The following is a 16,529-nucleotide window of genomic DNA, read 5'->3' as shown; positions in this document are numbered from 1 at the left end:
ATCCGGACCTTGGGCGGCCTCTTGTCTGGAACGAGTCCACAGTTTCAGGGCCGCCGACACAACCCCGGATCGGCTCACGGGCGTTTCACTTTGTCGAGAGCCGAGCCGACCCTTCACCCGGCCCGCGCGGGTGGAACAGGGCCCGTCGACCTGCGCACGACCAGTTCGATCGGCAGGTCGAGCGTCTGGGCGACCGGCCTGCCCTCGATCATGCCGATCAGCTTGAGCGCAGCCTCGGCGCCAATCGCCGTCGTCGGCACGTGCACGGTCGTCAGCGACGGTGCCAGATGCGCCGACATGTCGATGTCGTCGATGCCGGCGACCGACAGGTCGCGGGGAACGGTCATGCCGCGCGCCTGCGCCTCGATCATGCAGCCGATGGCCAGAAGGTCGATTCCGCCGATCAGCGCTGTCGGCGACTCGGCCAGTTCGAGCAGGGCGGCACAGCCGGCACGCCCGCCGGCCAGCGTGGTCGGCTGCTGCGAGACCATCCAGTCGGACAGCGCCAGGCCGCTTTCCTTCAGGCCGGCCCGTGCACCCTCCAGGCGCGCCCGCTGGCGGTCGTTGAAAGCGGTCCGGCCGATGACCATGCCGATGCGCCGATGCCCCAGTCCGGCCAGGTGGCGGGCGGCGAGATAGCCTGCCCGCTCGTTGTCCACGGTCACGCCCGTCCGGCCAGGCTGGGTCCGCCAGGTGAAGACGACGGGAATGCCGGTATCGTCCAGAAGCGCGCTGGTTTCAGGGGCGCGCTCCGCACCGACCAGCATCAGCCCGTCGACCCCGCGGCCGAGCAGAGACCGCACGGCCCTCGCCTCCGCGGCGGCGCTGTAATCATGCGAGGCGACGAGCAGCTGGTAGCCCCGTTCGGTGAGGGCCCGCTGCATCGCCTGCAGCGTGGAGGAGAAGATCGCGTTGTCGAGGGTCGGCATGACCGCCCCGATGGTGCGCGAACGCCCCGATGCGAGCGCCCGCGCTGCGGCGTCGGGCGTGTAGCCAAGGCGCTCCGCGGCGCTGCGAACCTTTGCGAGCGTCTCCTGCGACAGCAGTTCGGGCTGCGATATAGCCCGCGAGACTGTCGCCGGAGAGACACCGGCCTCGCGAGCGACATCGACGAGCCGGTATTTGCGCTGCGCTTTCATCACGAAATCTTGCCTGAAAATTCTTTCATCGACAACAGCGATCTTGGCTATGATGCGGCATTTGTTGCGCTCGACTCTGCTTGACAAGGCTCACTCTTGCTGAAACTCTGAATGAAAGCGCTCTCATAAGAAGAGCGAGAGGAACCCAGGGATGGCGGCAAGGCGGACATGGATCGGCCTGACTACGCTCGCAGCACTTGCCGCGACGTGGTTCATGCTCACCAGCGTGACGGGGATGGTCTCGGGCGCGCGCTTTCCCTCGCCCGCCGAGTTCCAGCAGGCGCTCGGGCAGATCTGGTCGCGTGGCTATGCCGGCGGCCACCTCCTCCAGCATGCCATCCAGTCGCTCAAGCTCGTCGCAATGGGTTTTGCCGTTGCCATCCTGACCGGCGTCCCGCTCGGCCTTTGGATGGGCTGGAGCCGGCGCGTCGAGGCGGCGGTCAATCCGGTCTTCCTGATCATCCGGCCCATTCCGCCGCTCGCCTGGATCCCGCTGGCCATTCTCTGGCTCGGACTGGGCGACAGCGCCAAGATCATGGTGATCTGGTTCGCCGCCTTCGTGCCGTCGGTCATCAACAGCTTTGCCGGCGTGCGCAACATCGACCGGCCCATTCTCGAGGCGGCGCGGATGCTCGGCACCCCGCGCTGGCGGATGATCACGGAGATCATCGTGCCTGCGGCCGCGCCGATGATCTTCACCGGCCTTCGCCTCTCGCTTCAGGCCTCGTGGACGACGCTGGTCGCCGCCGAACTGGTGGGTGCGCTGGCGGGCATCGGCTTCGTCCTCAACATGGCGCAGCAGGATCTCTATCCCGGCATGATCCTGGTCGGGATGGTCACGGTCGGCCTGCTCGGCTGGGCGACGACGGCCCTGCTGGCGCGGGCCGAGCGTCGGGCGCTCGCCTGGAACGTGGCGGCGAGGGACTAGGCGATGAACGGTCGTCCGCTCACTCTGCTGGAAACATGGGCCTGGGGCGGGCTGGGCATTGCCCTGTTCATCGGCCTGTGGACGGGTCTAACCGTCACCGGCTTCGTGCCGCGTCAGTTCCTCCCCGCCCCCTGGGACGTGGTGGAGCGCGCCCTTCAGCTCATGACGTCCCCGTTCGCCGGCGCCACGCTGCCGCAGCACCTGGCCTCGTCGTTCCAGCGCTATGCAACCGGGGTGCTGCTGGCCGCCGCCATCGGCGTGCCCCTCGGGCTGCTGATGGGCTGGTTCCGCCTGCTCGACGACATCGTCACTCCCATCTTCGACGGCTTCCGGTTCATTGCGCCGATCGCCTGGGTTCCCTTCGCAGCCCTCTGGTTTGGGACCGGCATCGGCGGCCCGGTCCTGATCATCTTCGCCGGCGCGTTTCCGCCCTGCCTGATCAATGCCTACCGGGGCGCGCGCTTCGTCGAGCCGCGGCTCATCGAGGCCGCGCGCATGCTCGGCACGCCCAACCACCGGATGATCATGGAGATCCTGCTGCCGGCCTCCCTGCCCTCCATCGTGGCGGGCCTGCGCGTCTCGGCCGGGCTCGGCTGGCAGTCGCTGGTCGGTGCGGAACTCATCGTCGCGGCTGCGGGGGTCGGGTTCATGATGGTTCAGGCCCAGGCCAATGTCGCCACGCCGACCGTGATGGCCGGCATGGTCGCCATCGGGATCGTGGGAATGCTGATCGACGTCCTGCTCCGGCAGGGCGAGGCCTGGATGCGCCGCCGGCGCGGACTGGAGGCGTAAGGTGGGTTCGATCCGGTTTGACAAGGTGGACAAGGTCTTCGGCCCCGCCGACAGCGGCGTGAAGGTCCTCGACGCCATCGACCTGACCATTGCCGATCAGGAATTCGTGGCGATCGTCGGCCCGTCGGGCTGTGGCAAGACCACCTGCCTGCGCATGGTCGCCGGGTTCGAGGGGCCAAGTTCCGGCGTGGTCAGCGTCAATGACCGTGCCGTCACCGAACCCGGCCCCGACCGGGCCGTGGTCTTTCAGCAGTTCGCCCTGTTCCCCTGGAAGAGAGTCCGGGAGAACATCGATCTGGGGCTGCGCAACAAGAACCTGCCGGCTGCCGAGCGCGTGGAGCGCATCGACGCGGCGCTGCGCCTGATGAATCTGGAAAGCCACGCGGAAGCCTTTCCCCACCAGCTTTCGGGCGGCATGCAGCAGCGGGTCGCCATTGCCCGCGCCTATGTTCTGGACCCGGAGGTCCTGCTCATGGACGAGCCCTTCGGGGCGCTCGACGCCCAGACGCGCGTCGTGATGCAGGAGGAACTGGTCAGGCTGGCGCGCCGCAATCCGCGCACGGTTCTGTTCATCACCCATGCGGTGGAGGAAGCGGTCTACCTCGCCGACCGGGTCGTGATCATGACCCGGCGACCGGGGCGCATCAAGGAAGTGCTCGACGTCCGGTCGATCCGCAAAGCGGAGGACTGGGACCGCTTCTCCCGCATCGAGGACGTGATGGACCTCGAATCCTTCGTCCACCTGCGGACCCACATCTGGAAATCCCTTCGCGAGGAGAAGGGTGCCCATGGCGTCTGATCCAGCCCTGCGGCGCCTGACGCGCGACCTGACCGAACCGGAGCCGATCCCGGAAGCGGGCATTGCACGGGCGGTCGAGCTCATGCGCTCCGGCCGGCTGTTCCGCTATGGCGAGATGGGCGCAGACCAGGCCGACACGGCCCTGCTCGAGCAGGAATTCGCCGCCTTCACCGGCCGCAAATATTGCGTCGCCGTCAATTCCGGTGGCTGCGCGCTCTTTCTGGCCCTGAAGGTTGCGGTGGTTCAGCCTGGCGAGCCTGTCCTCGTCAACGGCTTCACGCTGGCGCCGGTGCCCGGTGCCATCCTGCACGCTGCTGCAAGGCCGGTCGTCGTCGAGGTCGGGCGCGACTATGTGATCGACGCCGAGGACCTGCGCCGCAAGGCCCGGGCATCGGGTGCGAAGGTGCTGCTGCTCTCGCACATGCGCGGGCACATCGCCGACATGGATGCGGTGATGGCCGTCGCAGATGATTGCGGGCTTGCCGTCATCGAGGACTGCGCGCATGCCATATGCGCCAGCTGGCGTGGCCGGGCGATCGGCACATTCGGGCTGGCGGCAGCCTTCAGCGCCCAGACCTACAAGCACCTCAATGCGGGCGAAGGCGGCTTCCTGGTGCTCGACGACGAGGCCATGGCCGCGCGCGCGATCCTGCATTCGGGCAGCTACATGCTGCATGGTCAACACCTGTCGGCACCGCCGGCGGAAAGCCTGGAAGCGGCAAGCGGCACGACGCCGAATTTCAGCCTGCGGATGACGGCCCTCGCCGCCGCGATCCTGCGTCCGCAGCTTGCCGAACTGCCGCGCCGGGTCGCCCGCTGGAACGCCATCCACGATCGGATCGCCTCGGGCCTCAGGCGCAGCCAGCATATCCATGTGCCGGCCCGGGGCGGCGGCCAGAGCTTCTCCGCCACGTCGATCCAGTTCTCGCTGCTGGATTTCGCTCCCGACGAGATGAGGACCATCCTCGACCATGCGCGGGACCGCGGCCTGCCAATCAAGTGGTTCGGCGCCGAACGCCAGGCGGGCTTCACCAGCGCGCCGCGCCACTGGACCTATGCCGGCCCGCAGGGACCGCTCGATGCCACGCATCGCGTGCTCGCCGGCCTCTGCGACATCCGGACACCCGTCGCGCTGACCGATGACGATTGCGACCTGATCGCCGACATCGTTCGCGATGGCGTGGAATTCGCCGTGGCCACTCGTGCCGCGGCGGGACGAGCGGGCAGCGGCCCCGAGCCGGAAACTGCCCGGAAACACGGAAAGGGAGGAATGCGATGAAGAAGATACTGGCCGCAATGGCCTGTGCGACCGCCATCCTGATCGCCCAGGCGCCGACCGCCCGGGCACAGGCCCCGGCGGCGATCGGCGTCAGCTACCAGCCCTCGCTCTACTGGGCGCTGCCATTCCACTACGCCACCGTGAAGGGCTGGTGGCGCGAGGTCGGCCTCGAGCCGACCTTCTCGACCTTCCCGGCCGGCGCACCCCAGATTGCCGCGGCAGCGGCCAGGTCCTGGGATGTCGGCGGAACGGGCTCCGTTCCCGCCGTGCTCGGCGCGGTCCGGTTCAACATCCTGACCATCGGCATCACCAATGACGAATCCAAGGCGAACGCCGTCATGGTGCGCGGCGACCGCTTCGAGGCGATCCGCTCCAATCCCGCCTCGCTACGCGGCCAGCGACTGCTCCTGACCACCAATTCGACGGTCCATTTCGCGGCCCGCCGCTGCCTTGAGAAGATGGGCGTCAACCCGTCCGACGTGCAGTTTGTCAATCTCGGCCAGGCCCAGATCATCACGGCCCTGACCTCCAACAATGGCGACATCGCGGGCGTCTGGGCCCCCAACACCTATACGCTCGAGGAGCGCGCCAATGCCCGGTACCTCTGCTCCGGGGCGGATGCCAATGCGATCGTTCCCGGCGCACTGATTGTCCGCGCCGATTTCGCCCGCGAACGGCCCGACGATGTGGCCAAGTTCCTCGCGGTCTTCCTGCGCGGCTGGTCATGGGCCAAGGCCAATCCGGAGGAGGCCCGCCGCCTCGCGCTCGACTTCTACAAGCAGGGCGGGCTGGAGGTCTCGGCACGGGCGATGGAGCAGGAATTCGCCCTCAGGCCGACCTTCGGCCTGGATGAGCAGCTGCGGCTGATGGCGCGCAATGCCGGGGCGGCGTCCACGGTGGACGGCTGGTTCAACGAGATCGGCAAGTTCGTCACCGAAGCCGGCACCATCCCGAGCAACCCGGCACCCGGCTCGTATGTGACGGACGACTTCTTGAAGCGTGTCGCAGCCAATCCGCAACTGCGCGCCTTCGCCACCGAGTTCGACCGGCGCTGAGCCAGAGCGGACCGATCATCGGGCAGGCCGCGCCTTGCGGCCTGCCCGGCCCCATCTGTCGCGGCTCGTTCCGGCCGGGTGCCGCAACCGCAATCACAGGACCAAACGTCATGGGCATCACCTTCCTGAAGAAGGCGTCGAAAACCCCCGAGACCGAGACGGATGCGGCGCGCGAGGTGGTCACGGCCATGCTTGCCGCCATCGAGGCGGATGGCGAGCAGGCGGTCAGGGACTATGCGCTCAAGCTCGACCGCTGGTCCGGCCCGATCGTGATGGATGCCGGCATGATCGCGGAGCGGACGCGGGCGGTACCGCAGGCCGTGAAGGACGACATCGCCTTTGCCGCCGGTCAGGTCCGCCGTTTCGCCGAGGCCCAGCGCGCCTCGGTCCAGGATTTCTCGCTTGAAATCGCTCCCGGCCTGCAGCTCGGCCAGCGCCTCGTGCCGGTCAATGTCGCCGGCTGCTACGTGCCGACCGGGCGCTATGCCCATATCGCCTCGGCCTATATGTCGATCGCGACCGCCAAGGCCGCAGGCGTCAGGACCGTGGTGGCCTGTTCCGCGCCGTTCAGGGGCGAAGGCATCCATCCCCATGTCCTGCACGCCATGCAGGTTGCCGGCTCCGACATCGTCATGTGCCTCGGCGGCGTCCAGGCGATCGCCGCCATGACCTTCGGCCTGTTCACCGGCCGCAAGGCCGACATCATCGTCGGGCCGGGCAACAAATATGTCGCCGAAGCCAAGCGAATGCTGTTCGGCAAGGTCGGTATCGACGTCTTTGCCGGTCCGTCCGAGGTCTGCGTCATCGCCGACGATACGGCCGATCCGCTGATCGTTGCGACCGACCTGGTCGGGCAGGCCGAGCATGGCCACGAGAGCCCGGCCTGGCTGATTACCAATTCCCGCCGCATCGCGGACGAGGTTGCCCGCCTGGTGCCCACGCTGATCGCGGCCCTGCCGCCGACCGCCCGGGATGCCGCGGGGGCTGCCTGGCGCGACTATGGTGAGATCGCGCTCTGCGACAGCCGGGAGGACATGGTGACGCTGTCCGACGACTATGCCTGCGAACACCTCGAGGTCCACTGCTCCGACCTTGACTGGTGGCACGGGCGCCTGTCCAACTACGGGTCTCTGTTCCTTGGCGAGGAAACCAATGTGGCGTTCGGCGACAAGGTTTCGGGTCCCAACCACATCCTCCCGACCAAGTTTGCCGCCCGCTATTCGGCAGGCCTGTCGGTCCACAAATTCCTGAAGCCCCTGACGTGGCAGCGCATGAGCCGCGAGGCGTGCCGCCAGATCGCCCCCGTGTCCGCCCGCATCTCGCGGCTTGAAGGCATGGAGGCCCATGCCCGCACGTCGGATGCCCGCATGACGAAATACTATCCGGGGTCGAACATCGACCTGGGAACACCCGTGGAGGCGTGAGTGGCGTTCAGGCTGACCCACCTGTTCGATCTGACCGGCCGGACCGCGCTGGTCACGGGCGGCAATTCCGGCATCGGCCTTGCCATGGCCCGCGCGCTTGGCCTGGCGGGGGCGGACGTGGTGCTGGTCGCGCGTCGCGACGAGCTACTGCGGGACGCAGCTGACAGGCTCGGCGCGGAGGGCATCGCGGCGACGTTCATTCCGGTCGATCTCGGCAGGGCCGATTGCGGCGACGCTGTCCTGAACGGTCTTGCGCAGCGCGAGCCCCCGCTGGACGTGGACATCCTCGTCAACGCTGCCGGCATCAATCTCCGGCAGCCTTTCGCAAAGGTCACAGCCGAGGCCTTCGACCTTCACATGGCCGTGCATCTGCGCGCGCCGTTCCTGCTGACCCAGGCTCTGGCACCCGGCATGGCGTCGCGCGGGTTCGGGCGCATCGTCAATATCGCGTCGCTGCAGAGCTACCGCGCCTTTCCCGATTGCGCGCCCTACGGGGCCGGCAAGGGCGGCATCGTCCAGCTCACGCGTGCCATTGCCGAGGAGTTCTCGCGCCATGGCGTCACCTGCAACGCGATCGCGCCGGGCTTCTTCCCCACGCCGCTGACCGAGCCGGTGTTCAACGACCCGGAGCGCGCCGCCAAGAACGCGGCCCAGACAGCAATCGGCCGCAACGGACAACTCGACGACCTGGCCGGTGCGACCGTCTTCCTCGCCTCGGAGGCCTCTGCCTACGTCACCGGCCAGACGCTCGCTGTCGATGGCGGTTTCACCGCAAAATGAGGGTCGATCCTTGAAGGCACTTGTCTATACCGGGGCCAACAGCCTCGCCTTCCGGGACGAGCCCGACCCGGTCGCCGAAGCCGGCGAGGTGCTGGTCAGGGTCGAGGCGGTGGGCATCTGCGGCTCTGACATGCACGCCTACCATGGCCATGACTCGCGGCGCCCGCCGCCGCTCATCCTCGGCCACGAGGCGGCCGGCCGCATCATCGGGGGCGCACGCGACGGCGAAAGGGTGACGATCAACCCGCTGGTCGTGGACCCGGCCTGTCCCTACGCCGTCGAGGGGCGCTGGCACCTGTCGCCGACCCGCCAGATCCTGTCGATGCCGCCGCGACCGGGCGCCTTTGCCGAACGGGTCCGCGTCCCGGAGCGCAACGTCGTGTCGATACCCGAAGGACTGCCGACGGCCCATGCCGCCCTGGCAGAGCCCATCGCCGTGGCCTGGCATGCGGTCAAGCTCGGCCAGCGGCACCTCCACCTGCCCCTGGCGGTTGCCCGCATCGTCATCCTTGGCGGCGGGGCCATCGGGCTTGCCGCCGCCATCGTCGCGCGCCGCTTCGGTGCGGTGGGACTGCGGGTCGGCGAACCCAACGAAGGACGCAGGCGCACGATCGAGACGCAGGAGGGTTTTGGAACCTATGCGCCCGGCTCCGCGGGCGAACCGGCGGAGAATTCCGTCGATCTGGTCATCGATGCGGTGGGGGCGGCTGCGACCCGCGCAGCAGCCTGTCACATGGTCCGGCCCGGCGGCGTCATCATCCATGCCGGGCTGCTGCCCGGCCAGGAGGGCCTCGATATCCGCAAGGTGACCCTTCAGGAGATCGTCGTCAGCGGCACCTACTGCTACACGCCGCAGGACTTCGCGGAGACGGTCGCCGCCCTGTCGGCACGCGAACTGGGTGCGCTCGGCTGGTTCGAGGAGCGGGATCTCGCCAGCGGCGCAGCAGCCTTCGCAGATATCGATGCGGGGCGCACGCCTTTCGCCAAGATCGTGCTTCGACCCTAGCCGGGTTTTCGCGACGGTCGACGGTGCCGCGCCTGCTAGCGTGCGACCGCCCCCAGATAGCTGCGGATGTCGGGAGCGGCCATGGCCCCGGCAAAATCGGCGTGGCCGGTCACTGTGCCTCCGGCCACGAACAGGAACCGGTCGCAGATTTCCTTCAGGATATCGAGCTGGAACGGCGCCGTGGGATGCAGGCAGACAAAGACCAGGCGCCCCTCGCGCTTCAGATGCCTGAAGAAGTCCAGCATGAAGCCGATATAGCCGTCCTGCGTGTTGAACTGCGGCTCGTCGAACAGGTGGACCAGCGGATAGTCGCTGCCGGCGCGCTCCATCAGGAAGGCCGGCCTGGTCCGCCGGAAGCGGCGGACCTGGTAGGACTGGTGGTAGTGAATGGCGAGGCGGTCCCGCTCGTCGTGGCGGACCTGATGGATGTCCCGGCCGGCGACCAGTACGCGGCCGCCACTCGGCGTGTTGGAACCGGCGATCATCTCGAACAGCGTGGTCTTGCCCGCGCCGTTCGGCCCGAGGACGCCGACGATCTCCGGCACGTTGAAGGTGGAATCGATAGACAGGCTGAAGCTCGGCTCACGGGCGAACATGCCGCGATAGGCCTTTTGCAGACCATCGAGCGCCAGAATGGGAGGGTTCATTGCAGGCCTCCGAGCAGGCTGTGCCGCAGGGCCGGATCTCCCGACAGTTCGCCGGCCGCTCCCTGCCAGACGATCTGGCCGCGCGACAGCACGATCGCGCGGTCGGCCACGGACAGCGCCACGTCGGCATTCTGCTCGACGATGATGGAGGCAACGCCTTCGGATCTCAGGCGGCGGATCACGTTCACAACGTCGTCGACGATCTTCGGCGCCAGGCCCTGGCTCGGCTCGTCGAACAGGACGAGGCCCGGCGAGCCGAGCAGCACGCGACCGATGGCGACCATCTGCATCTCGCCGCCGGACAGCGTCTCGGCTTCGCGGGCCATCAGATATTTGAGGGCGGTGAAGATGTCCGTCACCTCGTCGACCGACCAGGAGCGGAAGCCCGTCGCCTTGATGCCCAGCGACAGGTTCTTGGCCACCGTCAGCGTCGGGCACAGGCGCCGGTCGTCGGGCACCCATCCCACGCCCGCGCGCGCGATGTCATGGGTATCCCAGGCCGTGATCGACCGATCCCGGAACCGGATCTCGCCGCGCCTCGGCCGGGTGAGCCCGAGCACCGAGCGCAGCAGGGTCGTCTTGCCGGCCCCGTTCGCGCCGAGCAACGCGAGCACCTCGCCCTCCGCGACCGACAGCGACACGCCGAACAGGGCCTGCGTCTCGCCGTAATAGGTGTCGATGCCGCGAACGTCGAGCATCAGGCCGCCTCCCCCAGCCGGGACGCCTTCACCCAGGGATTGGCCATCAGGGCCTCCGGCGTTCCGTGCGCGATCACCTGCCCCCAGTGGATGACCGAGATCTCGTCCGCGAGGGAAAACAGGAACTGCATGTCGTGCTCGATTACCACGATCGTCGTATCGCCCTTGAGCGAGCGGATCAGGTCGGCAAGCCGGGCGCGTCCGTCCGAGCCCAGACCGGCCGTCGGTTCGTCGAGGAACAGGAGCTTCGGCCGCGAGGCCAGCGCGACGGCAATCTCCAGTGCGCGGCGGGCGCCATAGGGCAGCGACTTGGCCGGGTCTGCGGCGCGGCGCTGCAGCCCGACCCGCTCGAGCACGGCCATCGCCTCGTCGACCACGGCGCGATCGCCATAGGCCTGCCCGACCGGATCGGCGACTCGGGCGCGCGTGGCCGGCAGGGCCACGGCGACGTTCTCGAAAACCGAGAACTCGTCGAACAGGTTCATCAGCTGGAACGAGCGCGCGATCCCCCGCCGGGCGATCTCATGCGGCTTCAGGCCGGTAATGTCCTCGCCATCGAAGATCACCTGGCCACGCTCCGGGCGGTAACGGCCGGTCAGGACATTGAAGCAGGTGGTCTTGCCGGCGCCGTTCGGCCCCATGATGCCGGACAGGCGGCCAGCCTCGAAGGCCAGCGAGACATTCTCCAGTACCACCTGCCGGCCGAACCGCAGATGCAGGTTGCGGGCCTCGAACAAAGCCATGGCTCACCCTCCCTTCGTCTCGGTGGCGGGCGCCGGCAGAGGCTCGGCGGCGGCCTTCTTCCTCAGGCTGTCGAAGAAGCCGGCAATGCCGTCCGGACGGAACATGACGAGCAGGACGAAGAGCAGCCCGAACCACAGCATCCAGCTGGTGGTCCAGGCGCCGATCAGATCGCGGGCAAGCAGGAACGCCACGACGCCGATGACCGGCCCCCAATAGGAGACCAGACCACCGCCGACGAGCGTCATCATGACGATGTAGCCGGAGAAATGCAGGCTCATGACATCGGGGAAGGCCGACCGCTGGGCCATGGCGAAGAGCCCACCGGCAAGGCCGGACAGCCCGGCGGAGATGACGATGGTGGCGAATTTCACCCGCCAGACGTCGTAGCCGATGAAGCGGGCGCGCTCCTCGTTCTGCTTGATCGCCCGCACCACCCGGCCGAACGGCGAGTGGACGAGCCGCCAGAGCCCGAGCGAGACGACGACGAACACGGCAAGGACCGCATAATAGAGAGCGACATTACTGTCGGTCGGAAGCGCCACAAACACCAGATCGACCGGCAGGCGCGCGATCTTCAGGAGGCCGTCCTCGCCCCCGGTGATGGCATGCGCCTTGATGGAGATGAACCAGAAGACCTGGCCGAAGGCGATGGTCATCAGCGCGAAATAGATGCCGCGTCGGTGCGAGATGAACAGCGCCACCAGCGCACCGGCAAGGGCCGCGCCAAGCAGGGCTGCCCCCATGCAGACCCACAGGTTCGGCGCGATATTGAACTGGGCGAGGCCGAAGGCATAGGCGCCGATGCCGAAGAAGGCACCGTGGCCGAAGGACGGCAGGCCGGCATGGCCGAGGACCAGATTGAAGGCGAGCGCATAGGTCGCCCAGATCAGGATCTCCACGCCGAGATACTGATAGAGACCGACCTTCTCGATCCAGAGCGGCAGGCTCGCCAGCAGTGCCCAGGTCACCAGCATCGCGGGCGTGAAGGTCTGCACGACCGTCGGCAGGGCCGGTGCGTTGACGTTCGGCGCGGTCATGTCAGGCCTCCAGAACGCTTTTCTTGCCGAACAGGCCGCGCGCCCGGAACGTGACCACGGCGATCAGCAGCAGGTACATCGAGAGCAGCGACCATTCGGAGGCATAGGCACCCGACAGGCCGACGACCATGCCGACCAGCAGGCCGGCCATAACCGCCCCCCAGAACGAACCGACACCGCCGAGGACGATGACCAGGAAGGCCGGCACCACCGCATCCACGCCCATATGCGGGCGGATGCCCCAGATGGGCGCCATGATGACGCCTGCGAGCGCCGCCAGCATGGTTCCGAACATGAAGACCCCGGAGCGCAGCTTGCGGATGTCGATTCCGAGCGCCTGAACGATCTCGGTGTCGTGTGCGCCGGCCTTGACCATGGCGCCGAAGCGGGTGCGCTCGACCACCACCCACACGGCGGCGATGGCGAGGATCGCGAAGGCCGCCGCCCAGAAGCGGTAGCGGGACCAGATCAGGTCGAGAAAGAAGAACCCGCCGGAAATCTCGCGCGGGACGGGCAGCAGGTAGTCACGGGAGCCCCATACGGTGCGGATCAGGTCCTCCAGGACCAGCGCCAGGCCGAAGGTGAGCAACAGGCCGTAGAGCGGATCCTTGCCATAGGTGCGCCGCATCATGCGCTCGATCAGCAGGCCGAAGGGGGCAACCAGGACGGGAGCCAGCACCATCGCCGCCGTGTAGCGCCAGCCGAGAGGAACCGCGGCCCAGGCCGCCAGCATGTCGGGCGGCAGCGGCAGCCGGGGCGTGGCAATGGCATAGGCAAAATAGGCTCCCAGCGCGAAAAGCGAGCCATGCGCGAGGTTGATCTGCTCCATCAGCCCGAGGATCAGCATGAAGCCGAGCGCGATCAGGGCGAACAGAAGGCCAAGCGTCAGGCCGTTCACCAGATGCGGCAGGAGATCGAGAAACATCGGCCCGAAGCCCGTCTGCGATGGAAAAGCTGCGACAAGGGAAGCTGCGAGAAGGAAGCGGGGACGGCATTGGCGCCGTCCTCAGGATCAGGCGCCCCTGGTGCTACATCTCGTAGGTCGGCAATTGCTCGAACGGCGTCAGCTTGCACTTGCCCGGAGCGGCATCGTCGAGCGCATTCTCCGGCGCCGTCTGGGTGAGGATCTCGAACAGGTCGGTCGGGTCCGCCGGCTTGGTGTTGCGGCGAGCGAGGTAGATGGTCTGCTGGACCTGATGGGTGACCGGGTCGATATAGGCGTCGTGGTGCTGCATCCGGTCGGCCGCGCTCATCTTCAGCCCCTCGAGCGCCCGGATGATCCTCGTGTTGTTGGTCGAGCCCACCTTCTCCACGGTGCGCAGGAGTTCGCGCGTCGCCATGTAGCCGTTGTAGGAGACGTTGCCCGGCACGGGGATCGGCGAGCGCGGGAAAGCCGCCTGCCAGCGCTTGATGAAGTCCTCGACGCCCGGCAGTTGCAGCTTGTGGTACCAGGTCGTGCCGAACACGCCGAACAGCGTTTCCGGGGCGCCCCAGACATCCGGCCAGTCCTGCTGGTTGTTGATCCAGGCGGCGCGCTCCTCCAGGCGGAGGTCGGCGACCTGCTGGCGCAGCGCCTTGAGGTCGTCCCCGCCGATGGCGGTCGCGATGACATCGGGGCGCAATTGCTGGACCTTCAACAGGTAGGACGTGAAGTCACGCGTGTTCTGCGGCACCAGCAGGTTGTCGACGACCTGCCCGCCAGCGGCCTCGACCAGGGCCTTTGTGGATGCCGATGTCGAATGCCCCCAGACATAGTCGTTGGTCAGCAGCAGCCAGCGCTTGCCGATCCGCTCGACGGCGTTGCGAACCGCTGCCTTGGAGAAATTCGTGCCGTTGCCGTCCCAGACAAACTTGATGCGCGAGCAGTTCTCGCCGGCCTCGCTGGGGGCCGAGGAATTGGTGTTCATGTAGATCGTGCCGGTCTTGGCAGCGACCTGCGTGATCGCGTTCGCAACGCCCGAATGGACCGCACCAATCAGGAACGCGCACTGTTCCTGCGCTATGAACCGCTCGGCGACGCGGGTGGCGGTTGCCGGGTTGGTCTCGGTGTCGGCCGTGATCCATTCGACCTTGCGGCCGAGCACGCCGCCCCTGGCGTTGAACTCGCCGATGGCGAGCTGCATGCCGAGCAGGTCGTCGCGGCCGCTGGCGCCGAACTGCCCCGATGCGTCGCAGGTCAGGCCGAGCTTGATGGGCCTGGCGCCCTGTGCCCAGACGCGATTGTGCTTCCAGGGCCCGAAAAACGCTCCCGTGCCCGCCAGCACGGACGCCATCAGACTGCCCTGCACGATCTGGCGTCGCGAAATTCGCCGTCCGCTCATGGTCTCCTCCCTTGAGACTGGTCCTGTGACCTGAGGGCGGTTGGCCGCCCGTTCTTCTGTTCAGAATGAACATTCCATTTGACATTGTAAAGTGGAATAGTTGATCCATATCGCGAAACATGGTTTGCGCTGGGGCGGCGCCGCCCCGTCGGCGCGATGCCTGGAGACCCGACCTGATGGACCACGTCGCGCAGGGCTCGATGAGCTACGACGAGTTGCGCAGCCTCATCGCGCACCGTCATCGCGCGCTGCCGGGCCGCCTGCGCCAGATCGCCGAATTCGTGCTGGACCACCCGACCGACATTGCGCTGGGCACGGTCGCCGAAGTGGCGGAACGCACGGGCGCACAGCCCTCGGCCATCGTCCGTTTCGCGCGGGCCATCGGCTTCAACGGCTTTACCGAGATGCAGCAGGTGTTCCGGGCGCGGCTGGTGGAGGGTGTGGCGCCCAGCTACAAGGCCCGCCTCGCCCGCATGAAGGCCGACGAGCGATCAACGCTCGGGCGCAAGCCCGCTGCGGTTCTGACGCGCTTCGTGACCGAGGCGCACACCGCGCTGGACACGCTGGTTCAGTCGATCTCGGAGCGCGACCTCGAAACGGCCATCGGCATCCTCGCCAAGGCCCGCGACATCTATCTTCTCGGCCTCGGCGGCTCCTATCCGGTCGTCGCCCATCTCGCCTATGTGCTGCGCAAGCTCGGACGGCGGGTGGTGGTGCTCGACGGCATCGGCGGCAGTATCGGCGAGCAGTGCCATGCGGCGACCCCCGAGGACGCGCTGGTGGCGGTCTCCTTCCGCAACTACTATCCCGACACGGCGCGGCTGTTCCCGGAACTGGTGGCGCGCGGCATACCCGCCATCGCCATCACCGACAGCCTGCTCGGCCCCATCGTCGAGGGCGCAGACGTCGTCTTCGAGATCCATGACATGCCCGAGCCGGCGCTCAGGACGCTGGTCGCGCCGATGTGCCTCGTCCAGGCCCTTGCCGTCGGGCTCGACCTGTCCGAAGGCTGAGAGCATGTGGGGGATGATGCGATGACGGAACCGGATCAACGACCGCTCGCGGGCAAGGTGGCGCTGGTCACCGGCGCGGGGCGTGGCCTTGGCCGCGCCTTTGCCGAGCGGCTGGCGAGCCTCGGTGCGGACGTGGCGCTCCACGGCATGCGCGAGAACGGTCCGGCCGAGTATGGCGAGGGCACGACCCTGACGGCGGTCGCAGGCGAGGTCGGGGCGCTGCATGGCGTGCGGACGGTTCGTCTGCTGGGAGACCTGACGCTGGACGACAGCATCCGGTCGGTTGTTTCGGGCACCGAGGCCGCCCTCGGCCCCATCGACATCCTCGTCCACAATGCCGGCGGTGACATTGCGGCGGCCGGGGGCAAGCCGGATCCGAACGATGCGGTAGCGATCAGGCCCGACGATGTGCGGGCCGTCCTCGAGCGCAACCTCCTGTCGACGATCCTCGTCTGCCAGGCCGTAGCCCGCGGCATGATGGAGCGTCGCGTGGGGCGCATCGTCACGCTCGGATCGGTCGCGGCCTTCAAGGGGCGGACCAATGGCGCCATCTATGCGACGGCCAAGGCCGGCGTGGTGCATTTCACCCGCTGCCTCGCCGACCAGCTTCGCCCCTACGACGTTACGGTCAACTGCATCGCGCCCGGCGATACCCGCACCGGCCGGTTTCTCGGCACCCGCGCGGTCGATCCCGGACGTCTCGCCGAGACCGGCACGCTCGACCGTGTCGCGACGGTCGACGAGGTCGCCCGGGTCGTGGAAATCTTCGCCGGCCCGCTCGGCGCCTTCGTGTCGGGCCAGGTGCTCCGTGTCGATGGCGGCGGCCAGGCCTGGCCCGCCTGAGGGCCCGGCGTCACGCCAAACGAA

17 protein-coding genes are annotated in these 16,529 nt (G+C 67.8%); 10 read left to right on the top strand and 7 right to left on the bottom strand.

Annotated features, from left to right (window positions below; all coding sequences use genetic code 11):
• Nucleotides 1-113: 113 nt before the first annotated feature.
• Nucleotides 114-1,139 carry a LacI family DNA-binding transcriptional regulator gene (locus tag ACTIFS_RS08190; RefSeq protein ID WP_439573588.1) on the bottom strand — a complete coding sequence of 342 codons (1,026 nt, stop codon included), beginning with the start codon at nucleotides 1,137-1,139 and terminating at the stop codon, nucleotides 114-116.
• Between the two features lie 151 nt (nucleotides 1,140-1,290).
• On the opposite strand from ACTIFS_RS08190, the gene ACTIFS_RS08185 reads away from it, so the two are divergent.
• The 8 genes from ACTIFS_RS08185 (at nucleotide 1,291) to ACTIFS_RS08150 (ending at nucleotide 9,202) form a co-directional block, all read left to right on the top strand.
• Nucleotides 1,291-2,067, top strand: coding sequence for an ABC transporter permease (locus tag ACTIFS_RS08185; RefSeq protein ID WP_439573587.1), 777 nt, complete (start codon nucleotides 1,291-1,293; stop codon nucleotides 2,065-2,067).
• Between the two features lie 3 nt (nucleotides 2,068-2,070).
• Complete coding sequence (locus ACTIFS_RS08180) at nucleotides 2,071-2,859, top strand: ABC transporter permease (RefSeq protein ID WP_439573586.1); 789 nt, start codon at nucleotides 2,071-2,073, stop codon at nucleotides 2,857-2,859.
• A 1-nt stretch (nucleotide 2,860) separates the two neighbouring features.
• A complete protein-coding gene (locus ACTIFS_RS08175; RefSeq protein ID WP_439573585.1) occupies nucleotides 2,861-3,658 on the top strand; it encodes an ABC transporter ATP-binding protein in 798 nt (265 codons plus the stop codon).
• Nucleotides 3,648-4,937, top strand: a complete 1,290-nt coding sequence (locus tag ACTIFS_RS08170; protein WP_439573584.1) for a DegT/DnrJ/EryC1/StrS family aminotransferase — start codon at nucleotides 3,648-3,650, stop codon at nucleotides 4,935-4,937. Before ACTIFS_RS08175 ends, ACTIFS_RS08170 begins: the two co-directional genes overlap by 11 nt.
• Complete coding sequence (locus ACTIFS_RS08165) at nucleotides 4,934-5,992, top strand: ABC transporter substrate-binding protein (protein WP_439573583.1); 1,059 nt, start codon at nucleotides 4,934-4,936, stop codon at nucleotides 5,990-5,992. The genes ACTIFS_RS08170 and ACTIFS_RS08165 overlap by 4 nt, the downstream gene beginning before the upstream one ends.
• A gap of 110 nt (nucleotides 5,993-6,102) precedes the next feature.
• Nucleotides 6,103-7,416: a histidinol dehydrogenase gene (gene hisD, locus ACTIFS_RS08160; RefSeq protein WP_439573582.1), complete on the top strand. Its 1,314-nt coding sequence runs from the start codon at nucleotides 6,103-6,105 to the stop codon at nucleotides 7,414-7,416.
• Entirely contained in the window at nucleotides 7,417-8,196 is a 780-nt protein-coding gene (locus ACTIFS_RS08155; protein ID WP_439573581.1) for an SDR family NAD(P)-dependent oxidoreductase, read from the top strand. It abuts the gene before it with no gap.
• Nucleotides 8,197-8,206: 10 nt separating this feature from the next.
• Nucleotides 8,207-9,202 carry an alcohol dehydrogenase catalytic domain-containing protein gene (locus tag ACTIFS_RS08150; protein ID WP_439573580.1) on the top strand — a complete coding sequence of 332 codons (996 nt, stop codon included), beginning with the start codon at nucleotides 8,207-8,209 and terminating at the stop codon, nucleotides 9,200-9,202.
• Between the two features lie 35 nt (nucleotides 9,203-9,237).
• On the opposite strand, the gene ACTIFS_RS08145 is transcribed toward ACTIFS_RS08150, so the two are convergent.
• The 6 genes from ACTIFS_RS08145 to ACTIFS_RS08120 form a co-directional block, all read right to left on the bottom strand.
• Nucleotides 9,238-9,849 carry an ATP-binding cassette domain-containing protein gene (locus ACTIFS_RS08145; protein WP_439573579.1) on the bottom strand — a complete coding sequence of 204 codons (612 nt, stop codon included), beginning with the start codon at nucleotides 9,847-9,849 and terminating at the stop codon, nucleotides 9,238-9,240.
• Nucleotides 9,846-10,547 carry an ABC transporter ATP-binding protein gene (locus ACTIFS_RS08140; RefSeq protein WP_439573578.1) on the bottom strand — a complete coding sequence of 234 codons (702 nt, stop codon included), beginning with the start codon at nucleotides 10,545-10,547 and terminating at the stop codon, nucleotides 9,846-9,848. The genes ACTIFS_RS08145 and ACTIFS_RS08140 overlap by 4 nt, the downstream gene beginning before the upstream one ends.
• A complete protein-coding gene (locus ACTIFS_RS08135) occupies nucleotides 10,547-11,290 on the bottom strand; it encodes an ABC transporter ATP-binding protein (protein ID WP_439573577.1) in 744 nt (247 codons plus the stop codon). Before ACTIFS_RS08135 ends, ACTIFS_RS08140 begins: the two co-directional genes overlap by 1 nt.
• 3 nt (nucleotides 11,291-11,293) lie before the next feature.
• The gene (locus ACTIFS_RS08130) at nucleotides 11,294-12,328 is read right to left on the bottom strand and encodes a branched-chain amino acid ABC transporter permease (protein ID WP_439573576.1); all 1,035 of its coding nucleotides are present in this window, start codon (nucleotides 12,326-12,328) and stop codon (nucleotides 11,294-11,296) included.
• A gap of 1 nt (nucleotide 12,329) precedes the next feature.
• On the bottom strand, nucleotides 12,330-13,253 hold the full coding sequence (locus ACTIFS_RS08125) for a branched-chain amino acid ABC transporter permease (protein WP_439573575.1): 924 nt from the start codon (nucleotides 13,251-13,253) through the stop codon (nucleotides 12,330-12,332).
• 103 nt (nucleotides 13,254-13,356) lie between these two features.
• Entirely contained in the window at nucleotides 13,357-14,649 is a 1,293-nt protein-coding gene (locus ACTIFS_RS08120) for an ABC transporter substrate-binding protein (protein ID WP_439573574.1), read from the bottom strand.
• A gap of 176 nt (nucleotides 14,650-14,825) precedes the next feature.
• Between ACTIFS_RS08120 and ACTIFS_RS08115 the strand changes: the two genes are divergently transcribed.
• Both ACTIFS_RS08115 and ACTIFS_RS08110 read left to right on the top strand, forming a co-directional pair.
• Nucleotides 14,826-15,662 (top strand): MurR/RpiR family transcriptional regulator, encoded by an 837-nt coding sequence (locus ACTIFS_RS08115; protein WP_439573573.1) that lies wholly within the window; start codon nucleotides 14,826-14,828, stop codon nucleotides 15,660-15,662.
• Between the two features lie 21 nt (nucleotides 15,663-15,683).
• On the top strand, nucleotides 15,684-16,505 hold the full coding sequence (locus ACTIFS_RS08110) for an SDR family NAD(P)-dependent oxidoreductase (protein WP_439573572.1): 822 nt from the start codon (nucleotides 15,684-15,686) through the stop codon (nucleotides 16,503-16,505).
• Nucleotides 16,506-16,529 lie beyond the last annotated feature (24 nt).

The sequence above is a fragment of the Phreatobacter sp. genome (assembly GCF_051860605.1).
Lineage (GTDB): Bacteria > Pseudomonadota > Alphaproteobacteria > Rhizobiales > Phreatobacteraceae > Phreatobacter.
The sequence above is the reverse complement of the archived record's forward strand: the minus strand, read 5'-3'. Positions and strand labels throughout refer to the sequence as shown.

What these genes read in the sequence shown, in the direction of transcription:
- ACTIFS_RS08190 (WP_439573588.1), bottom strand. Translation starts at nt 1,139, where the DNA reads ATGAAAGCGCAGCGCAAATACCGGCTCGTCGATGTCGCTCGCGAGGCC.
- ACTIFS_RS08185 (WP_439573587.1), top strand. Translation starts at nt 1,291, where the DNA reads ATGGCGGCAAGGCGGACATGGATCGGCCTGACTACGCTCGCAGCACTT.
- ACTIFS_RS08180 (WP_439573586.1), top strand. Translation starts at nt 2,071, where the DNA reads ATGAACGGTCGTCCGCTCACTCTGCTGGAAACATGGGCCTGGGGCGGG.
- ACTIFS_RS08170 (WP_439573584.1), top strand. Translation starts at nt 3,648, where the DNA reads ATGGCGTCTGATCCAGCCCTGCGGCGCCTGACGCGCGACCTGACCGAA.
- ACTIFS_RS08165 (WP_439573583.1), top strand. Translation starts at nt 4,934, where the DNA reads ATGAAGAAGATACTGGCCGCAATGGCCTGTGCGACCGCCATCCTGATC.
- hisD (WP_439573582.1), top strand. Translation starts at nt 6,103, where the DNA reads ATGGGCATCACCTTCCTGAAGAAGGCGTCGAAAACCCCCGAGACCGAG.
- ACTIFS_RS08145 (WP_439573579.1), bottom strand. Translation starts at nt 9,849, where the DNA reads ATGAACCCTCCCATTCTGGCGCTCGATGGTCTGCAAAAGGCCTATCGC.
- ACTIFS_RS08140 (WP_439573578.1), bottom strand. Translation starts at nt 10,547, where the DNA reads ATGCTCGACGTTCGCGGCATCGACACCTATTACGGCGAGACGCAGGCC.
- ACTIFS_RS08135 (WP_439573577.1), bottom strand. Translation starts at nt 11,290, where the DNA reads ATGGCTTTGTTCGAGGCCCGCAACCTGCATCTGCGGTTCGGCCGGCAG.
- ACTIFS_RS08130 (WP_439573576.1), bottom strand. Translation starts at nt 12,328, where the DNA reads ATGACCGCGCCGAACGTCAACGCACCGGCCCTGCCGACGGTCGTGCAG.
- ACTIFS_RS08125 (WP_439573575.1), bottom strand. Translation starts at nt 13,253, where the DNA reads ATGTTTCTCGATCTCCTGCCGCATCTGGTGAACGGCCTGACGCTTGGC.
- ACTIFS_RS08120 (WP_439573574.1), bottom strand. Translation starts at nt 14,649, where the DNA reads ATGAGCGGACGGCGAATTTCGCGACGCCAGATCGTGCAGGGCAGTCTG.
- ACTIFS_RS08115 (WP_439573573.1), top strand. Translation starts at nt 14,826, where the DNA reads ATGGACCACGTCGCGCAGGGCTCGATGAGCTACGACGAGTTGCGCAGC.
- ACTIFS_RS08110 (WP_439573572.1), top strand. Translation starts at nt 15,684, where the DNA reads ATGACGGAACCGGATCAACGACCGCTCGCGGGCAAGGTGGCGCTGGTC.